This window comes from Rhizobium esperanzae, assembly GCF_002204185.1.
Classification (GTDB): Bacteria; Pseudomonadota; Alphaproteobacteria; order Rhizobiales; family Rhizobiaceae; genus Rhizobium; species Rhizobium esperanzae.
The window spans coordinates 1-20,910 of record NZ_MXPU01000010.1 but is presented as its reverse complement, the minus strand read 5'-3'; the positions used below and the strand labels follow the sequence as shown (position 1 = coordinate 20,910).

The window sequence follows — 20,910 nt, the reverse complement described above, 5'->3', positions numbered from 1 at the left end:
CAACCAAAGCGGCTGTTCTGCCGCGCACCAACCGAACGCGATTCCGAATGACCGAACATGCCATGACCTGGGGGATCGCCGGCCTCACTGCGATGGGCGTCGTCGTCCGTCCCTTTCGGTGGCCGGAAGCGATCTGGGCCATATTCGGCGCTCTGCTCCTGCTCGCCTTTCGCCTCGTCGGACCCCATGATGCCCTGGCGGGCGTTGCCAAGGGCGGCGATGTTTATCTCTTTCTGATCGGCATGATGCTGCTCTCCGAACTTGCTCGGCGCGAAGGCCTGTTCGACTGGATCGCCGCCATAGCGACAGCCTGGGCCAAAGGATCACCGCGGCGTCTTTTCGTGCTGGTCTATCTTGTAGGCGTGGTTGTCACCGTCTTTCTTTCCAACGATGCGACGGCCGTGGTGCTGACGCCGGCCGTCTATGCGGCCTGTCGGACGGCGCGTGTCAAAGACCCGATGCCTTATCTGCTGATCTGCGCCTTCATCGCCAATGCTGCGAGCTTCGTTCTGCCGATTTCCAACCCGGCCAATCTGGTGATCTTTGCCGGCGGAGACATGCCGCCGCTCTCCCGCTGGCTATCGACATTCATGCTGCCGTCGATCATTTCGATCGTCGCCACGTTCCTCTGCCTCTACTGGACGCAACGCCGCGCCCTTGCAGAAGACACTCTTGCCGCCGACACGCAGCAACCGCCCCTCTCCCGCAGCGCCCGCCTCGCGGGATGGGGAATCCTGCTGACGGCCATTGTTCTTATCGCGACATCGGCCATGCATGTCGATCTCGGCGTGCCGACCTTTGTTGCCGGCACGATCACCACCGCGATCGTTCTGATGCTGACGCGGCAAAGCCCGGCCGAGACGATGAAGGGCATCAGCTGGAGCGTTCTGCCGCTGGTCGCCGGCCTGTTCGTCATCGTGGAATCGCTCGATCATACCGGGCTGACGAACCTTCTCTCCGATCAACTGGCTGCCCTTGCCTCGTCCTCGCAATCGCAGGCGATCGGCGTGGCGGGCCTGCTCGTCGGGGTGATCTGCAACCTCGTGAACAATCTTCCTGCCGGCCTGCTTGCCGGCAGCGTGGTGCAGGCCGCAGGTGTCTCCGACAAGATCGCCGGCGCCGTGCTGATCGGCGTCGATCTCGGACCCAATCTGTCGGTGACGGGGTCGCTGGCGACGATCTTGTGGCTGTCTGCCCTGCGCCGCGAAGGCCTGCATATCGGCGCCTGGACGTTTCTAAAACTCGGAACCGTCGTCATGTTCCCAGCACTCGCTTTATCTCTGGGGTCGCTCCTCCTGTTTTGAGTGGAAGCGCAGAACCGCTCTAACTTTTTTGCTTTACCCAATTATGTGGTGAAATAGTGCGAGAGGCCTTCGTGCAGGCAGATTGCAAAGCAAGAATGATTGCTTGCGCAGCGAATGCGACGCATTCAAACAACTGACGGCCATTCAGCGGGAGGATCGATGATGGGCATCATCGACGAGCGTGAAGAAGCACTCGAGAAAGAGTACATCGTGAAGCTCGAGCGTTCGTTCCATATCAAGGCGAGGCGCGACCGACTGCTGGCACGCTGGGCGGCCGAGCTCATCGGACGAACCGACTTCGACGTCTATTTCGACGAAGTCATTTCCGCCGAGTTGCTGGAGTCAGGAGATGAGAACGTCTTCAGAAAGATTGTCAGCGACCTGCAAGATGCGGACGTCGCGATCAGCGCTCAGGCGGTTCGCGAGAAAATGAAGCAGCTTCTGCTTGAAGCGGCAAGGTCCCTCGACGAGGCCGGCTAAAGCCCTTCCGGGTGACGTGCACCAGGCTGCCGGCACTTTCGTGCAGGAGCATCTCATGACCGTTCCCATTCCGGGTGGTCGCCGCTGACGCCATGACAACGGACGGTTCTACGCCAGCGTCTTTCCCGTCCGGCGCAGGCCCCCATGCCAGCCGAGCGCCGCCGCGTCATTTGCGGCGCTGCAAAACAAACGGATCAACCGCGATCTTGCCCCCGCCGAACACGACCAACGCCAGCGCCATTGCCGCCCAGGGCAGGTGAAAATTGGCCCAGCCCTCCGGGATGGTGAGCTGGATGATCGCCGTCATCAGGAGCAGACCGAGAGCAGCGAAGCGTGTGGCCAGGCCGAGGATCAGCAGAATTGGCAGAACCAGTTCTCCAATTCCGGCGGCCGTCGCCATCGTCAGAGGAAAGGGGTAGGCGACTGCGCTGCCGAAGATATGAAACTTGAACTCCTGCTCGAAAAGATATCTTGCGCCCGATGAAAGCGTCAGGAAGCCGTCCCATTTCGTCAGCCCCGACTTGAAGAAGGGAATAGCCAGCGCAAAACGCAATGCCAGCAGCGGCAGCGACCTGGGAACGGAGGCGAGCAGGCCTTCCGCGCGTGTGACGAGGGAGGCAGCGGCAGCGCCAAAGCCGTGCGAAGGGGCCACTTCGGTTTTCATGTGGAGTTTCCTTTATACTGTTGAAAGGCTCTAAACGCGCCGAGACCGGCGAGGCCGACCAGCGCCGTTCCGAAATCGAATCCGGGGGCAGCCGCAAATGCCGCCTCTGCCGCCTCGCCGAGAGTGGCGGCGTTGAACAAGGCGGCGGCAAAAACGGCGTCCCGCGGCGGCAGGACATGAACATTGACCGACATCTCCGGCCGTACGACCAGGACCGCTTGCCCACCCCAGTCGGAGACCGGCGAAACCACCGCCTCTTGATGTGCGCTCCAGATCGAACCAACCGGAAAACTCGACTGGATCAGGCGTGCCGAGGGGTGTGGGAGGAGCCGCAAGTCCGAAAGCATCTCGGGCGCTACGGCTCCGAGTGCCGCAAGATCGAGAGGCGCGCTGTCGGTGGCGTGGTAAGCCTCCGTCCAGGCGGCCTCGAGCCGGGCGACATCGGGCAGATAGACAAGCGTGCCTGCAGGCTCAAAAGCTGCGACGAAGTCGGGGAAATCGTCGCCATATTCCATGATCAGCGGCGAGGCCGGCTTGTGATCCTGGACGTAGGCCCGCGCCATGGCTGCAAAGAACTCCGAGCCGACGAGCCTCTCAGTCACCGGAAAGCGTTGCGCCAGCGCCTTTGTTAGCCCGACGAACACGTTGTTGCGGTATACGGCAAACCGTGCCGCGTCGGGCTTGCCGCGTGCGTTGATGACGCCATCCGGAACCGGCCGGTCGGCCTGCAGCAAGGCATCGGCGAAGGCGGCTTGGCGGGCTGCGAAATCCATCGTCACGCCGCCCGGATCCGGCGCCCGCCGCGGCGAAAGGTTTCGGCGGCGAGCATTGCATCCGCGCGTTTGGCCTCTGAATACAATGTGGCGAAATCCGGAACATTATTGTCCCATTCGATCAGCGTCGGAAGTGAGCCGGTGCGCGCGAGGGTATGTTTGTAGAGCGCCAACACGTCGCTCTTCACGGCCGTCGCATGCGCGTCAATCAGCAGCCGATCGCCGGCGGGGTCGACGGTTTCGTCGTAACCCGCAAGGTGAATCTCGCCGACGAACTCGACCGGAAAACGATCTATATAAGTGGCGGCATCGAGCCGGTGGTTCACCGCCGAGACCATCACATTGTTGACGTCGAGCAGAAGGCCACAGCCGGCCCGCTGCGCGATCAGCGCCAGAAAATCCACTTCATCGATCGTACTCTCGGCGAACAGCATATAGGTGGAAGGGTTTTCCAGCAGCAGTTGCCGCCCGAGCGCCTGTTGCGTTTCATCGACATGGTCGACGACGCGTGCCAGCGTTTCTTCCGTGTAGGGTAGCGGCAACAAATCGTTGAGAAATCCCGTGTCATGGGTCGACCAGGCCAGATGTTCGGAAAAACTCTGCGGCCGATAGCGGTCGAGCAAGCTGCGAAGCCGCGTCAGATGCGCCTTGTCGAGCCCGCGCGCCGCGCCGATCGATAGACCGACGCCGTGCAGCGAAAGCGGATAGTGCTCCGTGATGGCTTGGAGATAGCGATGCGGCGGCCCACCTGCGCCCATGTAGTTCTCGGCATGGATCTCAAAGAAGCCGACATCCGGCAGATCGGCCAGAATAGTCTGGTAGTGCTCGGCTTTAAGGCCCAGGCCGGCCCGCGCAGGCAGGGAGACGGGTCGGGTTGCTGAAGCGGTCATCGCGGTTCTCCCGGTTTAGCAGAAAAGCACGGAGGCCCGGGCATCGGACCTCCGCTTTCGTTGTCAGCCTTTGGTCGGCTCGAGCTTACCCATGTGCCCGTTGACATTCATGCTGGTGCAGGTGCCAGCGGGGACGGCCTTCCAGGCGTTCCCCTGATAATCCATCGTCGATGTCCCCGCGCAGGTCGTGCCGGCACCGGCGGCACAATCATTATGGCCCTTGAGGGCGATGCCATAGCATTTCTCGTTGCCCACCATTTTCTCCGCCGGCAGAGGCGCGGCGAAGGCAGCGGATGAAATCGCAGTGGCGAGCGAGCCTGCGAGGGCGAGGGTGAGAGTGGAACGGTTCATGGATGGTCTCCTCTTGCAAAGATCCGCGTACCGGTCATCGGCCGCGTAATCCCTCTTTCGAGCCGACGATGCCGCTTGTTACAGGCATGGCGAACACGAATTGGTGATCGGCCTTCGCACGACGGTACGGTTTTGTTCATAGGAGAGTGGCGGTGCTCGTTGGCGCAGGCGCCACTGGAGGATTTCGCCGCACTCAGCTTATGGGTATTCACCTGCGACGGCTTCAAGGACCAGCGGCCCTTCCGCCTCCAGCGCCCAATCGGCGCACAAGGCTCATGACTGACCTTGATCGTCTGTCCACCTGCTGCCGCAGCCCCGATCAAACCTTCGCCGCCCGCGTTTTCCGATCCGATTTGGGACTTCGTCTATGGTCGCAGTTTGCCTGCCAGGAACGAGACGAAGCGTCGGACCTTTACCGCGATATGGCGATTGGCCGGATAGACTGCCTGTAACTGTATCGTGCTGATATCCCAATCGGGGAGAAGACGGACCAACCGGCCCTGCCTGAGGTCTTCCCCGACGACAAAGTCGGGCAGAAGGACTATGCCGAGTCCCAGCACGGCGGCGTCGCGAAGACCAAGACTATGATTAAGCTCCAGGCGGGGCACGATGGGAATGCGAAACTCCTCACCGTCCCTGCTGAACGGCCAAATCCGCCCCCATCTTAGTTCGGCGAAGTGGAGGCAGGCGTGGTGAACGAGGTCATGCGGCGTCATTGGCACCCCGTGTTCGGCAATATAGGCCGGTGAAGCGGAAATCACGATTGACGATGTCGCCAGTTGTCGGGTGATGAGATTGATATCGACCTCAAGGCGGCCTCGAATTGCAAGGTCGAAGCCATCCTCGACCAAGTTCACCGGCCGATGTGACAGGTCGAGTTCGACTGACACAGCCGGGTTGAGTTTGAGGAACTCCGAAACTGCCGGCACGATCACGAAGTGCCCGAGGTCGGGGGGCGCCGACACCCGCAATCGCCCGACAGCTTCCTTCTGAAACGAGATTGCGGCCCGTTCGGCCTCTCTTATCTGCGGCAGGATTCCCGAAAGCGCCTGCCTGTAAGCGGCCCCGGCCTCCGTCAGGGCGACCTTGCGCGTCGATCTTTGAAAGAGGCGGATGCCGAGGCGATCCTCGAGTTGCCTGACTTGGGCGCCGACCGTCGCCCGCGCCATGCTCAGTTCCTCGGCCGCCTTCGTGAAGCTCAGATGCGTGGAAACCGTTAGAAATGCGGCAATCCCGTCAAGCGGATCAAGCGTTTTCATGAGTGCAATTATCCATACAATGATGTCGGTTTATCCCTCTTATCATGGGAGAGGGCGCAAAGTAATCGGTGGGGTGTACTCAAGCAAAGGAGACCCGACATGACGACATTCACCCAAGCTGCGGTCTCGCCGTCCGGGTGTGGGACGCTGGCAATGGCATTCGGCACGCATGTCATTCGCATGATGGCCGCCAGTACCGGCGGTTCTCTCGGCATGTTCGAGGCCTTCGTGCCGGCCGGCGAAGGACCGCCTCTGCATGTGCACGAGCGCGAGGACGAGTTCTTCCGCGTCCTTGCCGGCCGCTTCGGCTTCTGGTGCGCCGGCGACTATATCGAACTGACCGAAGGCGGCTGCATCGCGCTGCCGCGCGGCGTGCCGCACCGCTTCCGCAATGTCGGAAAGACGGAGGGCCACCTCATGGTCGTCGTGACACCGGGCGGATTCGAAAGCTTCTTTCCGATCGTCGAGCTCTCCAGGCCCGAAACGCCCGAGCAGATCGCCTCGGTCGCCAGGGGCTTCGGCCTGACCTTCCTGCCCGAGGGCGACCGCAAAGTCGCCTGAACCACCCAAACAGACAACCGAAACCCGGACAACGGTCCATCGAAAGGAGACCGAAGGATGACACACGTGCCTTCGAACGAAAACGCAATGACCCTGACAACAACGCAGCTCGATGCCTATCTGGCCCGGATCGGGCTCGAGCAGCCGCTGCGTGTCAGTATCGACACCCTGTCCCAGCTTCACCGCGCCCATCTCATGACCTTCACCTTTGAAGCGCTCGATGCCTTCATGGGATGGCCCTCCGCGATCACGCCGGCCGCGGCCTTCGTCAAGATGGTCGAGGGACGGCGCGGTGGCTGGTGCTACGAGATGAACGGCCTCTTCGGCGCCGCGCTTACGGCGCTCGGCTTTCGCGTGACCCGCCTTTGCGGCGGCGTCCAGCGGGAAAAGCTCGGCGACATCGCCATTGGCAATCACCTCACCCTGCGCGTCGATCTCGACCGTTCCTATCTTGCCGAAGTCGGCGTGGCGGATGCCATCATCGAGCCGGTGCCGCTTGCCGTCGGGCCGATCAGCCAGCGCGGCTTCGACTTCTCGATCATGCCGGCGGATGGCGGCTGGATGCGTTTCAACAATCACATGCATGGCATTGCCAAGAGCTTCGATTTCAAGCCCGACCACAGCGACGAGGCCGCCATGGTCGCAACCCATGGCTGGCTGATGCAGGATCCCGCCTCCCCCTTCACCAATGCGCTCATCGTCCTGCGACACACGGCAGACGGCTATGTCGCGCTGCAGAACGACTGCCTGCGCCGCGTAACCGCAAACAGCCTCAGCGAGCAGCGCATCACCAGCGCGGATCATCTCGCCGACACGTTCGAAACCGTGTTCGACCTCGACATTCCTCAGCCGGCAAAAGTCTGGAAGCGCCTCCAGTCCCTCACCCGCGACAAGGCGGCCTGAGCCGGCCTCATCATTCCAGACTCAAGGACATATCCATGCTGCGCATCCCTGCATTTCTGCTCGCTCTTGCCCTGAGCGCGGCCACCGCCCTCGCCGCTGCCGACGACCCGGCGCCCGGCGGGGCCTACAAGACCGACCCCTCGCATTCGAGCTTCAACTGGTCCTTCAACCACTCCGGCCTGTCGCATTACACCGCGCGCTTCACCAGGGTCGACGCACGGCTCGACTGGAAGCCGGAACGGCCGGAGACCTCCGCCCTGTCGGTCACGATCGATCCGCTTTCGGTCCGCACCGACTATCCCTGGCCTGAGAAGGTCGACTTCGATGCCGAGATCGGCGGCGACAAGACGTTCCTCGCCGCCAAGCCGATCACCTTCGTCTCCAGGGCCATCCAGATCACGGGCGAGAAAACCGGCACCGTCGAAGGCTTGCTGACCTTTCGCGGCGAGACGCATCCGGCAACGCTCGATGTCACCTTCAACGGCTCGATGGCCAAGCACCCGATGATGGGCGTCCCGAAAATCGGCTTCTCGGCGAGGGGCAGCATCAAGCGGAGCGAATGGGGGCTGGACTTCGCAATTCCCGAGCTCGGGGATGAGGTCACCTTCGCCATCGAAACCCAGATGGTGCCCGCCGACTACGCGTTCCAGTGAGAAGCGAAGCGAGCGGCAGGTCCAACGGACCTGCGCCTCTTTGCCGATTTCGCTGGAAATGGCGATGCGACCCCTTTATCTTGCAGGGATGGCGTGTGCTGCGTGCGCCACGGGCTTTCCCGAAATCGACGGAGACTGAAGATCAACCTTCCAAAACACAGGGAGCGCTGACCGGTGTCGCAGCCTATCTCTCCAGGTCTCATCCGATCCACCCTTCGCCAGTTCCTCGATAGCGAAGCGTCAGGCGGTCTGGTGCTGATGGCAGTCGCCTTGGCGGCAATCGTGACGGCGAACTCACCGCTTGCAGAGGGTTACTTCCACGCTCTTCATATCTATCTAGGGCCGCTCAGCCTGCTGCACTGGATCAATGACGCGCTGATGGCGCTGTTCTTTCTTCTCGTCGGGCTCGAGATCAAGCGCGAAATGCTGGACGGCCAGCTCTCCAGCTGGAGTCGCCGCATTCTGCCGGGTGCGGCGGCACTGGGAGGCATGCTCTTCCCCGCCCTCTTCTACATCCTGTTCAACCGGGAAAACCCGGCCGCCCTGCGTGGCTGGGCGATCCCGACGGCGACGGACATCGCATTCGCCCTGGGCGTCATCTCCCTGTTCGGCCCGCGCGTGCCTGCCTCGTTGAAGATCTTCCTGGCGGCACTGGCGATCATCGATGACCTGGGGGCCGTCGTGATCATTGCGCTGTTCTACACGAGCGATCTCAACGTGCTGGCGCTCGCAGCGGCTGCGGCGGTGCTCGCCGCGCTCTATGGCATGAACCGGGCCAGGATTCTGAAGCTGTGGCCGTATCTGCTGCTCGGCGCCGTGCTCTGGGTGCTCGTCTTCGCATCCGGAATCCACGCGACATTGGCCGGCGTTCTTCTCGCACTGACGATTCCGTTGAAGGCAACGCCGGGAACGCGCGAGGCAAGCCACGAGCAGTCGCCGTTGCACCATCTCGAGCACATCCTACAGAAGCCCGTCGCATTCATCGTCGTTCCGATCTTCGGCTTTGCCAATGCCGGCGTCTCCTTCTCCGGCGTCTCGGCTGCCACGCTGACCGAGCCATTGACCCTCGGCGTGGCGGCAGGACTTTTGCTTGGAAAACTGGTCGGCGTTCTCAGCACGGTCTTCCTGCTCGTCAAAATCGGTCTCGCCGACCTTCCAGCCAAGGCGAGCTGGGGGCAGATGACCGGTGTGGCCGCCCTCTGCGGCATTGGCTTCACGATGAGCCTTTTCATCGGGCTGCTTGCATTCAACGATCCCGACGTCCAGGACCATGTGAAGATGGGCATCCTGCTTGGGTCTCTGCTGTCCGGTCTGGTCGGCGCGGCGATGCTCGCAACATTCAATCGCCGATCCTGAGAGAGCGGGGCTGCAGTTCTCCATGAAGAACCCGGCCGACAGCGCCCTTTGTTTCGGCCGAAAGAGACCTCCAGTCAAAGCTTTTGGAGCAAGCATCTGCAACAAAAGCCTGCTCGAATTGTACGCAAATTTTCGATAAAGTCGGCCAGTCGCTGGCCTAGCAGTGACATTTGTCTATTCGCTATTTTTATTATCCCGAACCAGCATCGCTTACACTTCGGTTTTAAATGTCGATACCTTTACGTTCAGCCTCACTGCAGAATAGATGCCGTAGCTACAGTGTTGAAGATCTCATGACGGACGCCGCTTTTGCCGCAGCTCTGCGTGAATCCGCCTCCGAGCTACTGGCAATCCATCGCAGAGCGCCGAGAATAGTGCGTTATGTTGCCGATCTGCAGAAGTGGCTGCTCAGCCAGGCGGCGTTGGCATTGCATTTTGAGCGGAAACTCAACCCGTCCTGTCCACCGGTGACCGCTTCCAACCTCGCAAAATTTCTGGTCGAGAACCACATCGCCAGCCACAACACCGTCGTCGCACATATGAAGGAGATGGCGTATTACAAATTATTCGAGCCGGTGGAGACGACGGATCGGCGCGCCAAGCCGTTACAGGCGAGCGCCTATGCTGAAACCTTGATCCGGCAATGGTTCGAAGGGCACCTTCGTTCGCTCGACGGCATGGACGCGGGAGATCGCTGTCGGTGGTCGGAGGCGGATGAGACAATTCTGTATCGCGCTCAGCCGCGTATTGCACGTCGGCTGTTTAACCATCCGGATTGGTATAACCCGCCCGAAAGCATTACGCTGTTCGTAAGGTCCGAATCCGGAAGCAATATATTGCACGACCTCATGTCGCGTGTGCCACTGGCACCGGTCGTAGGTGAACGCACCTGGGTGGGCGATGTCTCGGCACGATTGACCGCGGCCGAATATGTCATTTCCCGCAGTCATGCCAGCAGATTGCTGGCGGCCGCGCAAAATCAAGGACTGCTGGGATGGGAGGCTACCCAAATGAGTGGGGATTGCTGGATTTCGGCGAAGCTCGTGCTCGACTACAGACGCTGGCAGGCCACGAAGTTCTCGGTTATCTCCGAGGTTTTGGCGAGTATCGAGTAGATGCGTGCCCGTGAGCGCGCCGGCGAATGTTTTTCAAGAACGGCACAGATAGCCTCGGCCGCCCTGTCCGGACCTACACGCTTTATGTGAAATGCTAGGGTGCCCGCGTGGCTGAGGTTAAGCCGCGATGAGGTTCCTAACGCGGCGGACGGCAACAGCCGCAGCGGCGTGTCGTCGATGTTCATGAAATCGCCTCGTTAAGGTGGATAACTTTTGTAGAAGATTGCAAATCTCCGCAGCCGGAGTCATTCATGCGGGCGCCGATCGAGCGGTAAGCCCTGCTCAAGCAACTGCGAATATTCTGCCCAGAACCACGATGCCTGCCGAAGGAGAAAAGCGAATGCGTGTCTTGGTTCTGACTGTTGTTCGTCTCGGACCTGCTTTGGTCTATGCCATCGGCGCAGTATTTGCCGCCAGCATGCTACTGCTGGCGACGTATCCATCACGCCCGTTTGCTTGGGCGCTTTACCTGACTTTGCTGCCGGTGTTGCGCCTACCCCTTATGTTACTTAGCGTGGCGGGAATGGGGGCGTGGGAGCTTCTCGGGGCGTTTGCATCGATGGCGATTTTCGGCGTCTATCTTTCTTTTCATCCGAAACGGTTTCTTAGGGCACGCTTCGTTCATGCTCATATTGCGCTGATCGGGTTGGTGCTTGCCAATGCGGCTGCAAGCACAGCTGAAGCAGGTCGCAGTGGGACGTCACTCCCCGGTTATGTCGACTGGTCACTGCCGTTGCCTACCGCGCTCCTCGGAACCGCGTTGATCATCCTGGCCGCCCTCGCGTGCCTTTCTACTCACGCCGAAATCATCCGAGGCATCCGGATCCGGGCCTGCATTGATCGGCTGCTGGAGCATCGCGTGTTCTTGCATTGACGGACGCCGGTGTAAGTCACATCCCCAATAGTTGGTATTTACCGATTTAATCAGTTGCGATTGCCATTTCTCGCAACCGTGCGAAGATGCGTTCAAACAACGCCGGGGGTACCAATGAGCAATCGACACTTGATTATTGCAGACATTATCGGCCGTATTGGAATCTGCTCCTACTCAATACTAGGTGTGTGGACGAAGATCGCACGGATGATGACGACCGGCGACTATCCGTCCAGGGGCGTCGTATTCCTAATAGCTGAGATCGCTGCGATCTTATTTATCGGCATGATGTGTGTCGTGACCCTAACGAGAATGCCCCAAGTGCGGTCTGCGCGCGGCGTTGAACCATACCTGACGGCGATGGCAGGCACCTTCCTCTTCCTGCTAATCGCCTTCCTGCCGCCGCCAATGGTATTGCCAGATACTGTGCGTCTTACCGCAACGGTTTTGATGATCATTGGCTGCCTTTCATCGGCATATATGCTTGCGATCCTCGGCCGCAGTTTCAGCATAGCACCGGGTGCTAGAGCTCTGGTCACAACGGGGCCATATTCCATTGTCCGCCACCCGCTCTACCTGACCGAGGAGATATTCGTTATCGGGATGATCCTGTTCAGCTTTTCTCCGTGGACGGTATTTCTCGGAATCGTGCATTGGTGCCTGCAACTTCGCCGGATGATGAACGAAGAGACGGTTCTCCGGGCGGCATTTCCAGACTACCGATCATATGCCGAGCGCGTCCCCCGGGTGGTTCCGTTTCTGCCCATGCGTGGCAAACGCGCCACGACCACTGCGTGACGGCTTGTGAATGCTCTGTTCTCGCTAGGCTTGGTGATCGAGGGGTTGACGGACAATCATGATCTGGTCGCTACAGGTACTGCGTTTCATCGCCGCATTGATGGTCGTCTACCTGCATGCGGCGCTGACGGCCTACCAAGCCACCGGATCAAGCGGGATTTTCCCGCCGATGATCCAGGTTGCGGGCACCGCCGGCGTCGATATTTTCTTCGTCATTTCCGGGGTCATCATCACCCGGACAGCGCGCGGACTGACATGGCAGCAATTCGCGTGGAAACGAATTCGTCGCATCCTCCCGATGTACTATCTCGCATCTATCCCGGCAGCATTCATCGCCGCAAAATCCGGCTTCGGCTGGCGGGAGACAATCGCGACGCTTACCCTGTGGCCAGCGTTCGATCAGATGACAGCGCCCGTCCTGCCTGCCGCATGGACGCTCTGTTTCGAAATGCTCTTCTATGGGGCGGCGACGCTTGTCCTCCTCGACCGGCGTTACTTGCCGGCGATCCTCGGGATCTTCGCGGCGTCGCTGACGTTCCGATCGACAGCGCCGGTTTTCCAGTTCCTCGGCAACCCCATCATCCTCGAATTCATGATAGGTGTCGCCTTGGTGTACGCGCCGGCAGTCAAAGGCGCGAGATGGGGCATACCGGTTGGCGCAATCGCAATTCTCGCCGCCGGCTCGCTCGGCATGGCACCCCACGGCGATACGCTGGACTTCCTGATCGGTCAGGATGCTTTGCAGCGCGTGGCAGTTTATGGCATTCCTGCCGGATTGATCGTTTTCGGCACGATGCAGATCAATGCCGGAAAGAGCGTCTGGGCTTACCTCGGAGAGGCCTCCTACACGCTCTATCTCTTTCACACCGTCCCGATTTCGGCACTGCTGACGCTGTGGATATTCTATCCCTTGCCGCCCGATATCATCATCGCGATCGGTGTCGCGGTCTCCCTGCTGTTCTGCTGGCGCATTCACGAGAAGGTCGAAAAGCCGCTCCTGAGACTATTCAACCGATTGCCCCGCGGCGTAGTTACGGGGCGATCGCTGTCAGATAGATACTAAGCGCGTTGTACAAGTCGGTGCTTCAGTATCGCTCAGCTGCGGATACCGCCGAGGGCGAGCTCGAGGCGATCTTCACCCGCATCGGGCGCGGCGATCCGGTCCAGCCGAACATACAGAGCGGCGCCGTCTTCGTCATCACCGGGAAGCAGCGCCGATGAGCCTCGATCTCTTCAAAACCGAGATGCGGATGAGCGCTGCCATCTCCGACTGCACCTTCTACCGTGACGAGCTGCGCCGCGTTTGGGATGCGGGCAAGCCCATCCTCGTCGTCTGCATGCTCAACCCCTCCGACGCCGATCACCGACGCAATGACCGGACGGTGCTCGTGCTCATCTGGTTTGCCAAGCTCTGGGGCTATGGCGGCATCCTAATCGTCAACCTTCACGCCTGGCGCTCGCCATCCCCGAAGGAAATGATGAAGGCTAAGGACTCGATCGGTCCGCGCTGCGACAACTTCATCGATCGCGCCCTTATCATTGCCCGTCACCAGAACACGCCGGTGCTGGCAGCATGGGGCAATGGTGGCGATTACCTCAGCCGTGACACGTGGTTCAAGCACCGCGCCCGCCAGCAGCTCGTCGACATCGTCTGCCTTGGCCTGACAAAAGACGGCTTCCCCAAACACCCGATGGCGCGCGGCCAACACCGCATTCCGCGCGACCAGCAGCCGGTCATATTCCAGAGAGCGATGGAGGTCGCGTGATGAGCAGCGGACATCCGATAACCTCGACAAACGCCTGCGGGCGGACGTTTGTCGTTTGTGGAAACATGTTCGTGGAGGGATTGCCGGAAGCCCCGCTCGCATTTCACAATTGAGGGGCTGGTCAGGGCCAGCAAGCAGCGTCCTGATCGGCGCATCCCTCGGGGCGCAATTCATTCCCTTATGCACACCAATAGATTGGAGCGGTCTTGTCGCAGTAGGTCTTGGCGTCCAGCCCGAAGGGTCTGCGGCCCGCGCGGCAATGCAATCTCCAGAGCCGAAAGCCGCCAATCAGAGGCCGCTTGCGAAAGTGCGATCGAGCTGGTTTCGAAGGGCGAAGGCGAGAGCTAAATTCGGCATGCCGCGTGAACAAATGTGTCCGGAGATTTTCGTTCATGCATAATATCAGGACACTTAGGCTAGAAAAATCAAACAATATCAATGCTGATTATCGTGATGGTGCCCAGGGGCGGAATCGAACCACCGACACGCGGATTTTCAATCCGCTGCTCTACCAACTGAGCTACCTGGGCCAACCCGCTTCTCTACGGTGTTCTTGATGAAAAGAACCGCGGGGCCTTGGTTCGCCCCGGAAGCGAGCGGGGTTATAGCATCTTGTTCGCCCATGGCAAGCGTCAAATGACTCTTTTTTGACGGTCTTCTCGATTTTGCCGATTCATGAGGAAAAATAAGAGCTTCGCGGGTCGAATTCTCGCGCGCGGCAGCCAGGAAATCGCGGCGAAGGATTAATTTTCCTCGTCGGGATAATCGGCCTTTGTCTCGTCATCGGCCACCGGAATGGCATAGGAGCCGGTCAGCCAGCGCGAGAGGTCGACCTCGCGGCAGCGGTTGGAGCAGAAGGGATAATGTTCGCGATTCGACGGCTTGCCGCATTCCGGGCAAGGACGCGTCTTGCGCAGCGGTTCGACCTTGGCGGCGGCTTTCTTGTCTTCGGGCATGATCGGTTCGTCCTATGGCGTCGACCGTCGGGCTCAGCCCTCTGGCCACCGGCTATGCACATCGAAGCCTTCGCCGGTCAGAAGCAAAATGGTTTCATAAAGCGGCAGGCCGACGACATTGGTGTAGGAGCCCACCATCTTCTGCACGAAGGTGCCGGCGAGGCCCTGGATGCCGTAGGCGCCCGCCTTGCCGCGCCACTGGCCCGACGCCAGATAGTTCTCGATCTCGAAGCCGGAGAGGCGCTTGAAGCGTACCTTGGTCTCGACGATCTTCTGGCGGATCTTGCGGTCCGGCGTCACCAGGCAGATGCCGGTATAGACGAGATGGTTGCGTCCCGACAGGAGATGCAGCGAACTCAGCGCCTCGTCGGCGAATTCAGCCTTGCCGAGAATGCGCCGACCGACGGCGACCACCGTATCGGCGGAGAGGATATAGCTCCCCTTCCAGGTGATATCGCCCTTGATGGCGGCAAGCGCTGCCTCGGCCTTCTCGGCCGACAGCCTTCGGGCGAGCGAACGCGGATGCTCCGACTTCTTCGGCGTCTCGTCGATATCCATCGGCATCAGGCGCGAAGGCTCGATGCCGGCCTGGTTGAGCAGGTCGACGCGGCGGGGCGAGCCCGAGGCCAGAATGAGCTTGTATTTCAGCGCCATGAAACCTCGACCATCGGCAGACGGGAGCGGGCAGACTTACTTGAAACGATAGGTGATGCGGCCCTTGGTCAGATCGTAGGGCGTCATTTCCACAAGCACCTTGTCGCCCGCGAGAACGCGGATGCGGTTCTTGCGCATGCGGCCGGCGGTATGGGCGATGATCTCGTGTTCGTTTTCAAGCTTCACGCGAAACGTCGCATTCGGCAGAAGTTCGGTGACGATTCCCGGGAATTCGAGGACTTCTTCTTTCGGCATATAGTGGTTTTCTTCCTGTGGGTTGCAGAGGCAGCGCAACGCGCGCCTTTAAAATTTGGGCGGAAACTACACAATCAACGCAGGTTTGTGAACCTTGTTGATCAGGCTTTCCTTTATTTGTTTTCATGCCGATTGCGCGGCAATGCCATTTCGTTTGAGCAGCCGGCTCTCGATGAGGCCGGCCAGGTGATCGCGCACCTCGCGATAGCTGTCCAGTATCTGCTCGCGCGTGCCGCTGACAACAGTCGGATCCATGGTCGGCCAGTAGACGACGTCGATCGCGTTCGACCGCGTCAGCTCGAGTGCGGCGTGATGGGCCTGCGGCGACAACGTGATGATCAGATCGAAATAATCGTCTTCGAGTTCATCAAGCGTCTGCGGCTGGCGGCGCCCGAGAGAAAGCCCGATTTCGTCGAGCACGACATCGACGAACGGATCGCGCTCGCCGGCGCGAACGCCGGCGGACCTTATATAGGTATTGGCAGGCAGAATGCTACGGGCGATCGCTTCGGCCATCGGCGAGCGGATGGCGTTCAGGCCGCACATGAAGAGGATGGCGCCTGGCCTTTTTGCGTCCCCGACGTCGGCGGCGAGCTCCATCGCCGTCATCCGCGCCAGTAGAGCACGCAGACCAGCGTGAAAAGGCGCCGGGCGGTGTCGAAATCCACTTCGATCTTGCCGGCCAGCCTGTCTTTCAGCGTCTGCGAGCCTTCATTGTGGATGCCGCGCCGGCCCATATCGATCGCCTCGATACGGCTTGGCGTGGCCGATCGGATCGCTTCGTAATAGCTTTCGCAAATCATGAAGTAATCCTTGACGATTCGTCGGAATGGGGTGAGCGACAGGATATGGGTGGCGACATCGCCGCCTTCTTCCGTCTTGATGGCGAACACCAGCTTCGAATCCATCAGCGAGATGTTCAGCCGGTAAGGACCACCGGAATGGCCGAGCGGCTCGAACCTGTTCTCCTCAATGAGATCGAAGATGGCGACGGCGCGTTCATGCTCGACATCGGGTGTCGAACGGCCGATCGTATCGTCGAGGACGACGTCGCAAAGCCGGAAATCGCCCGCCGCCATGCCCTCAGCTTTCGAGGTTGAGGCGGATCGCGACCGATCGCGCATGGCCATCGAGGCCTTCGGAGACCGCCAGCGCGATCGCCGCCGGGCCGAGGGTGCGCAACTCAGCCGGCCCCAGGCGCAGGATCGAGGTGCGCTTGACGAAATCGAGCACCGACAGGCCGGAGGAGAAGCGCGCCGAACGCGCCGTCGGCAGCACATGGTTCGAACCGCCGACATAATCGCCGATGACCTCGGGCGTATGAGCGCCGATGAAGATCGCGCCGGCATTGCGGATGCCGTCGAGCAGCCGGTCGGGATCGGCGAGGGCGAGCTCGACATGCTCGGCTGCGATGCGGTTGGCGAGCGGAATGGCCTGCTTCAGATCGGCAACGAGGATGACGGCGCCGAAATCGCGCCAGCTTGCCGCTGCCGTCTCGGCGCGGTTCAGCGTCTTCAGCTGGCGTTCGACCGCCTGCTCCACCGCTTTGCCGAATTCGACATTATCGGTGATCAGGATCGCCTGGGCGCTGGCATCGTGCTCGGCCTGCGCCAAAAGGTCGGCGGCGATCCAATCAGGATTGTTGTCCTTATCGGCAATCACCAGCACTTCGGAGGGGCCGGCGATCATATCGATGCCGACGGTGCCGAAGACATGGCGCTTGGCGGCGGCGACATAGGCGTTGCCGGGACCGGTGATCTTGGCGACCGGGGCGATGGTCTCGGTGCCATAGGCGAGAGCGGCGATCGCCTGGGCGCCGCCGACGCGGTAGATCTCGCTCACACCGGCAAGCCTGGCGGCGGCGAGCACCGCCGGATTGACGGCGCCGCCGGTCGCGGGAACGGCGATGACGATACGGTCGACGCCGGCGACCTTGGCCGGCACGGCATTCATCAGAACAGAGCTCGGATAACTCGCGGTGCCGCCCGGAACATAGAGCCCGACCGCCTCGATCGCCGTCCAGCGCGAGCCGAGACCGACGCCCATGTCGTCCTCGTAGATATCATCCTTCGGCAGCTGGCGGCGATGATGGCTCTCGATGCGCAATGCCGCGAGCTTCAGCGCCCCCAGCACCTCGGCGGGCACCGCCTCGATCGCGGCGTCGATCTCCTCAGGCGTCACGCGCATCGGCACGGTAGCAAAATCGATGCCGTCGAATTTCAGCGAATATTCGGCCAGCGCCACGTCGCCGCGCGCCCTGACATCATCGATGATGGCGCGGGCGACGGCGTTCACATCCTCGGACACTTCGCGCTTTGTCGTCAGAAAAGCGGCAAAATGCTGCTCGAAACCTTCCGATGCCTGATCCAGCCAGATTGCCAAGAGCTATATTCCTTCTCAACTCGAACCGCGATGTTCAAACTTCAGGGGTGGCGGGGTTTGGAAGCCGCCTGCCATGCGCCACCGATATCGGCCATCTGGACCTCGATGCATTCGACGTCGAGCGCAATCGAGGCCGTGCCCGACAGCGCCAGCTCGATTGTGCCGTCCGGCCCGTCGCCCTTTTTCTCGAAACGCAGTGCCAGCAGCGACAGAACCTCATCGCGTTTGCCGCGATCGATGCCGAGCGAACGGACGGCGAGCACGCGCTTGAACACCAGAGCGGCGCGGCGGCGCTCGAAACCTCTGCGCTTGCGCGCGGCACTCTCCCAGACGAAGCGATTGGCGGCAAGCGCGAACTGGGCGCCGCGCGGCGACCAGTCGATATCGCCGACCTTGAAGACGCTATCCTGCATATGCGCAGAAATGATCGCGAGGTCTTCGTCATCGAGCGCAACAAGCTTCAGGTCGGTCATTCAGGCTCAATCCCTAGAGCAGGATGCCGAAAGCGCGAGCTGTTTTCGGACGACATCATGCTCTTGCTATTTAACAGGCATCGCCGGAATGGCGATGCGTCAGACAAGGGAAATAAGATGCTGCGACCGATTACGCAACTGGAATGAAGGTGTCTCTTACTCGCTGATGCGCTCGACGACGGCGCCGCAGCGGGTCAGCTTCGCTTCGAGCCGCTCGAAGCCGCGGTCGAGGTGGTAGACGCGGGAGACCGTAGTTTCACCCTCGGCGGCGAGACCGGCGATGACGAGCGAGACGGAGGCGCGCAAATCGGTCGCCATGACGGGCGCGCCGCGCAGGCGCTGGACACCTTCGATCTTCGCGGTCTGGCCGGAGAGCGTGATCCTGGCGCCGAGCCGGGCAAGCTCCTGCACGTGCATGAAGCGGTTTTCGAAGATGGTCTCGGTGACATGCGAGATGCCGGAGGAGCGGGTCATCAGCGCCATGAACTGCGCCTGCAGATCGGTGGGGAAACCCGGGAAGGGATCGGTGACGATATCGACCGGCTTGATGCCGGCGCCGTTGCGCCTGACGCGCATGCCGTTATTGGTCGCGGAGATGTCGGCGCCGGCCCGGCGCAGGGTTTCCAGCGCGGTCTCGAGCAGCGCCACATCGGTATTTTCGAGCACGACGTCACCGCCGGCCATGGCGACGGCCATGGCGTAGGTACCGGTCTCGATGCGGTCCGGCAGGACGCGATGACGGGCGCCCGAGAGCGAGGTGACGCCTTCGATGGTGATGGTCGAGGTGCCGGCGCCTGATATCTTTGCGCCCATGGCGTTCAGGCAGTTGGCGAGATCGACGACTTCGGGTTCGCGGGCGGCATTGCCGATAACCGTCGTGCCGCGGGCAAGCGTTGCCGCCATCATCAACACATGGGTGGCGCCGACCGAAACCTTCGGGAAGGTGTAGCGCGCGCCGATCAGACCGCCGTCGGGCGCCCTGGCGTTGATGTAGCCTGCGTCGATCTCCATGGTCGCGCCAAGCGCCGTCAGGCCATCGATGAAGAGATCGACCGGGCGCGTGCCGATGGCGCAGCCGCCCGGCAGTGACACGCGGCAATGGCCTTCGCGCGCCAAGAGCGGTCCAATGACCCAGAAGGAGGCGCGCATCTTCGAGACCAGTTCATAAGAAGCGGTGGTATCGACGATGGTGCGGCAGGTGAAATGGATCGTGCGGGCGTAGGAATCCTCCTGGCGCTCGCGGCGGCCGTTGACGGCGACATCGACGCCATGATTGCCGAGAATGCGCATCAGAAGCTCGACATCGGCCAGATGCGGCACGTTTTCCAGCGTCAGCGTATCGCTGGTCAGAAGCGAGGCGATCATCAGCGGCAGTGCGGCATTCTTGGCGCCGGAAATCGGAATGATGCCATTCAGCTCATTACCGCCGACAATTCTGATACGATCCATGTGCGCTTACTTCCTGAAAGTTCTGCCTTGAAAGGGAGTGAGGTCTTTAGGGGATTTACGAAGAGGCTTCAATTCGTCCGGGACGGAACATTACGATTCGTCCATTTTTGCGGCGGGCAGCCCGTTTGTTTCGTCGGCCTGGCCGGAACGGCGGGCGCGCACCTGCTGTTTGCGTCTCGAGAGATTTTCCCTGAGCTTTTCGGCGGCGCGCTCGCGGCGCAGTTTCGCCTGTGCCTCGATCGCCTCTTTACGGCTCTTCTGGCCGGTTTCGGTCTTGTCGTTCATGCATATAGAATTAGCCGAATTCGCGCCGATCCAAAAGTCCCTTGCACCTCTATCCACGCGAAGTTGGATTTTGCGGCTTGCGCTTGTCGTCAAGCTGTGGCAATAGCCGCCCCGTTCCCGCAATTGAGCCGCCCGGCTCCACGCGGATCTGGTCCTGCTGCCGTAGCTCAGTGGTAGAGCACACCCTTGGTAAGGGTGAGGTCGGTGGTTCAATCCCACTCGGCAGCACCAGTTTTCTTATCCGACATCATTTCTCGCGTATCCGCCTGGCCAGCCCCTCATCCGCCTGCCGGCACCTTCTCCCCGCGCGCGGGGAGAGCGACTGTCTTGTTTGTCAAGCGTTTTGCCATGGTCGTCCGTCCCTGATGATGGCATTGAGGATGGTGAGCAGCTTGCGCATGGTGGCGACGATTGCGACGATCTTGGGCTTGCCTTGCGCGACCAGGCGGTCGCGGAAGGCCTTGAGGTCGGGATTGTAGCGGCTGGCGACGAGGGCGGCCATGAACAGCACGGCCCGCACCTTGCCGCGGCCGCCGCCGATGAAGCTCTTGCCCTTCCATTTGCCCGATTGCCGCGTCCAGGGGGCAAGCCCTGCCAGCGAAGCAATCTGGCGCCGATCGAGGCTGCCGAGTTCGGGCAGTTCGGCCAGTAGCGTGCGCGCCGTTGTCGGCCCGACACCCGGCACTGAGGTCAGCAGTTCCTCGCGCAC

General features: G+C 61.0%; 27 protein-coding genes and 2 tRNA genes. 13 read left to right on the top strand and 16 right to left on the bottom strand.

Annotated elements, in window-relative coordinates; genetic code table 11:
• Positions 1-47: 47 nt before the first annotated feature.
• Together B5E41_RS16075 and B5E41_RS16070 are read left to right on the top strand one after the other, a co-directional pair.
• Positions 48-1,304: an arsenic transporter gene (locus tag B5E41_RS16075; protein ID WP_088395157.1), complete on the top strand. Its 1,257-nt coding sequence runs from the start codon at positions 48-50 to the stop codon at positions 1,302-1,304.
• 159 nt (positions 1,305-1,463) lie between these two features.
• Positions 1,464-1,784 carry an ATPase inhibitor subunit zeta gene (locus tag B5E41_RS16070; protein WP_176439412.1) on the top strand — a complete coding sequence of 107 codons (321 nt, stop codon included), beginning with the start codon at positions 1,464-1,466 and terminating at the stop codon, positions 1,782-1,784.
• A gap of 166 nt (positions 1,785-1,950) precedes the next feature.
• Here B5E41_RS16070 and B5E41_RS16065 read toward each other — a convergent pair whose 3' ends face one another.
• The 5 genes from B5E41_RS16065 to B5E41_RS16045 all read right to left on the bottom strand — a co-directional run bounded on the left by B5E41_RS16065 (position 1,951) and on the right by B5E41_RS16045 (position 5,721).
• Positions 1,951-2,448 (bottom strand): DoxX family protein, encoded by a 498-nt coding sequence (locus B5E41_RS16065; RefSeq protein WP_088395153.1) that lies wholly within the window; start codon positions 2,446-2,448, stop codon positions 1,951-1,953.
• Positions 2,445-3,221, bottom strand: coding sequence for an HvfC/BufC N-terminal domain-containing protein (locus tag B5E41_RS16060; protein ID WP_088395151.1), 777 nt, complete (start codon positions 3,219-3,221; stop codon positions 2,445-2,447). Before B5E41_RS16060 ends, B5E41_RS16065 begins: the two co-directional genes overlap by 4 nt.
• A 2-nt stretch (positions 3,222-3,223) precedes the next feature.
• A complete protein-coding gene (gene bufB / locus B5E41_RS16055; protein ID WP_088395149.1) occupies positions 3,224-4,111 on the bottom strand; it encodes an MNIO family bufferin maturase in 888 nt (295 codons plus the stop codon).
• Positions 4,112-4,174: 63 nt separating this feature from the next.
• A complete protein-coding gene (locus B5E41_RS16050; RefSeq protein WP_011423959.1) occupies positions 4,175-4,462 on the bottom strand; it encodes a BufA1 family periplasmic bufferin-type metallophore in 288 nt (95 codons plus the stop codon).
• A gap of 365 nt (positions 4,463-4,827) precedes the next feature.
• Complete coding sequence (locus B5E41_RS16045; protein ID WP_088395147.1) at positions 4,828-5,721, bottom strand: LysR family transcriptional regulator; 894 nt, start codon at positions 5,719-5,721, stop codon at positions 4,828-4,830.
• A 99-nt stretch (positions 5,722-5,820) separates the two neighbouring features.
• Between B5E41_RS16045 and B5E41_RS16040 the strand changes: the two genes are divergently transcribed.
• The 10 genes from B5E41_RS16040 to B5E41_RS16000 all read left to right on the top strand — a co-directional run bounded on the left by B5E41_RS16040 (position 5,821) and on the right by B5E41_RS16000 (position 13,747).
• On the top strand, positions 5,821-6,282 hold the full coding sequence (locus B5E41_RS16040; protein ID WP_088395145.1) for a cupin domain-containing protein: 462 nt from the start codon (positions 5,821-5,823) through the stop codon (positions 6,280-6,282).
• A gap of 87 nt (positions 6,283-6,369) precedes the next feature.
• Positions 6,370-7,185 (top strand): arylamine N-acetyltransferase family protein, encoded by an 816-nt coding sequence (locus B5E41_RS16035; RefSeq protein WP_245303099.1) that lies wholly within the window; start codon positions 6,370-6,372, stop codon positions 7,183-7,185.
• A 35-nt stretch (positions 7,186-7,220) separates the two neighbouring features.
• Positions 7,221-7,838 (top strand): YceI family protein, encoded by a 618-nt coding sequence (locus B5E41_RS16030; protein WP_088395141.1) that lies wholly within the window; start codon positions 7,221-7,223, stop codon positions 7,836-7,838.
• Between the two features lie 174 nt (positions 7,839-8,012).
• Positions 8,013-9,194, top strand: a complete 1,182-nt coding sequence (nhaA, locus tag B5E41_RS16025) for a Na+/H+ antiporter NhaA (protein ID WP_088395139.1) — start codon at positions 8,013-8,015, stop codon at positions 9,192-9,194.
• A gap of 293 nt (positions 9,195-9,487) precedes the next feature.
• The gene (locus tag B5E41_RS16020) at positions 9,488-10,309 is read left to right on the top strand and encodes a hypothetical protein (protein ID WP_088395137.1); all 822 of its coding nucleotides are present in this window, start codon (positions 9,488-9,490) and stop codon (positions 10,307-10,309) included.
• 340 nt (positions 10,310-10,649) lie between these two features.
• A complete protein-coding gene (locus B5E41_RS16015; RefSeq protein WP_088395135.1) occupies positions 10,650-11,183 on the top strand; it encodes a hypothetical protein in 534 nt (177 codons plus the stop codon).
• 114 nt (positions 11,184-11,297) lie between these two features.
• Positions 11,298-11,981, top strand: a complete 684-nt coding sequence (locus B5E41_RS16010; protein ID WP_176439410.1) for a methyltransferase family protein — start codon at positions 11,298-11,300, stop codon at positions 11,979-11,981.
• 58 nt (positions 11,982-12,039) lie between these two features.
• Positions 12,040-13,044 (top strand): acyltransferase family protein, encoded by a 1,005-nt coding sequence (locus B5E41_RS16005; protein WP_088395133.1) that lies wholly within the window; start codon positions 12,040-12,042, stop codon positions 13,042-13,044.
• 5 nt (positions 13,045-13,049) lie between these two features.
• Positions 13,050-13,202 (top strand): hypothetical protein, encoded by a 153-nt coding sequence (locus tag B5E41_RS31730; RefSeq protein ID WP_176439408.1) that lies wholly within the window; start codon positions 13,050-13,052, stop codon positions 13,200-13,202.
• A complete protein-coding gene (locus B5E41_RS16000; protein WP_088395131.1) occupies positions 13,199-13,747 on the top strand; it encodes a DUF1643 domain-containing protein in 549 nt (182 codons plus the stop codon). Before B5E41_RS31730 ends, B5E41_RS16000 begins: the two co-directional genes overlap by 4 nt.
• A gap of 454 nt (positions 13,748-14,201) precedes the next feature.
• Here the strand turns inward: B5E41_RS16000 and B5E41_RS15990 are convergent.
• The 10 genes from B5E41_RS15990 to B5E41_RS15945 all read right to left on the bottom strand — a co-directional run bounded on the left by B5E41_RS15990 (position 14,202) and on the right by B5E41_RS15945 (position 20,201).
• Positions 14,202-14,277: transfer RNA gene (locus B5E41_RS15990), tRNA-Phe, on the bottom strand.
• A gap of 213 nt (positions 14,278-14,490) precedes the next feature.
• Positions 14,491-14,703 (bottom strand): DNA gyrase inhibitor YacG, encoded by a 213-nt coding sequence (gene yacG / locus B5E41_RS15985; RefSeq protein ID WP_064800614.1) that lies wholly within the window; start codon positions 14,701-14,703, stop codon positions 14,491-14,493.
• Positions 14,704-14,736: 33 nt separating this feature from the next.
• Positions 14,737-15,357 (bottom strand): Maf-like protein, encoded by a 621-nt coding sequence (locus tag B5E41_RS15980; RefSeq protein WP_011423951.1) that lies wholly within the window; start codon positions 15,355-15,357, stop codon positions 14,737-14,739.
• A gap of 36 nt (positions 15,358-15,393) precedes the next feature.
• Positions 15,394-15,612, bottom strand: coding sequence for a translation initiation factor IF-1 (gene infA, locus B5E41_RS15975; RefSeq protein ID WP_003545338.1), 219 nt, complete (start codon positions 15,610-15,612; stop codon positions 15,394-15,396).
• Positions 15,613-15,735: 123 nt separating this feature from the next.
• On the bottom strand, positions 15,736-16,221 hold the full coding sequence (locus B5E41_RS15970) for an arsenate-mycothiol transferase ArsC (RefSeq protein WP_176439407.1): 486 nt from the start codon (positions 16,219-16,221) through the stop codon (positions 15,736-15,738).
• Complete coding sequence (locus B5E41_RS15965; RefSeq protein ID WP_011423949.1) at positions 16,218-16,691, bottom strand: UPF0262 family protein; 474 nt, start codon at positions 16,689-16,691, stop codon at positions 16,218-16,220. Before B5E41_RS15965 ends, B5E41_RS15970 begins: the two co-directional genes overlap by 4 nt.
• Positions 16,692-16,695: 4 nt before the next feature.
• A complete protein-coding gene (hisD, locus tag B5E41_RS15960) occupies positions 16,696-17,994 on the bottom strand; it encodes a histidinol dehydrogenase (protein WP_088395125.1) in 1,299 nt (432 codons plus the stop codon).
• A 41-nt stretch (positions 17,995-18,035) separates the two neighbouring features.
• Positions 18,036-18,467, bottom strand: coding sequence for a DUF2948 family protein (locus B5E41_RS15955; protein WP_011423947.1), 432 nt, complete (start codon positions 18,465-18,467; stop codon positions 18,036-18,038).
• Positions 18,468-18,623: 156 nt separating this feature from the next.
• A complete protein-coding gene (gene murA / locus B5E41_RS15950; RefSeq protein ID WP_088395123.1) occupies positions 18,624-19,916 on the bottom strand; it encodes a UDP-N-acetylglucosamine 1-carboxyvinyltransferase in 1,293 nt (430 codons plus the stop codon).
• A 90-nt stretch (positions 19,917-20,006) separates the two neighbouring features.
• Complete coding sequence (locus tag B5E41_RS15945) at positions 20,007-20,201, bottom strand: hypothetical protein (protein ID WP_011423945.1); 195 nt, start codon at positions 20,199-20,201, stop codon at positions 20,007-20,009.
• Between the two features lie 156 nt (positions 20,202-20,357).
• On the opposite strand from B5E41_RS15945, the gene B5E41_RS15940 reads away from it, so the two are divergent.
• Positions 20,358-20,432 (top strand) — tRNA-Thr (locus B5E41_RS15940).
• Positions 20,433-20,535: 103 nt separating this feature from the next.
• Here the strand turns inward: B5E41_RS15940 and B5E41_RS15935 are convergent.
• Positions 20,536-20,910 (bottom strand): transposase (locus tag B5E41_RS15935; protein ID WP_141098775.1); only part of this gene is annotated, 375 nt, incomplete at its 5' end.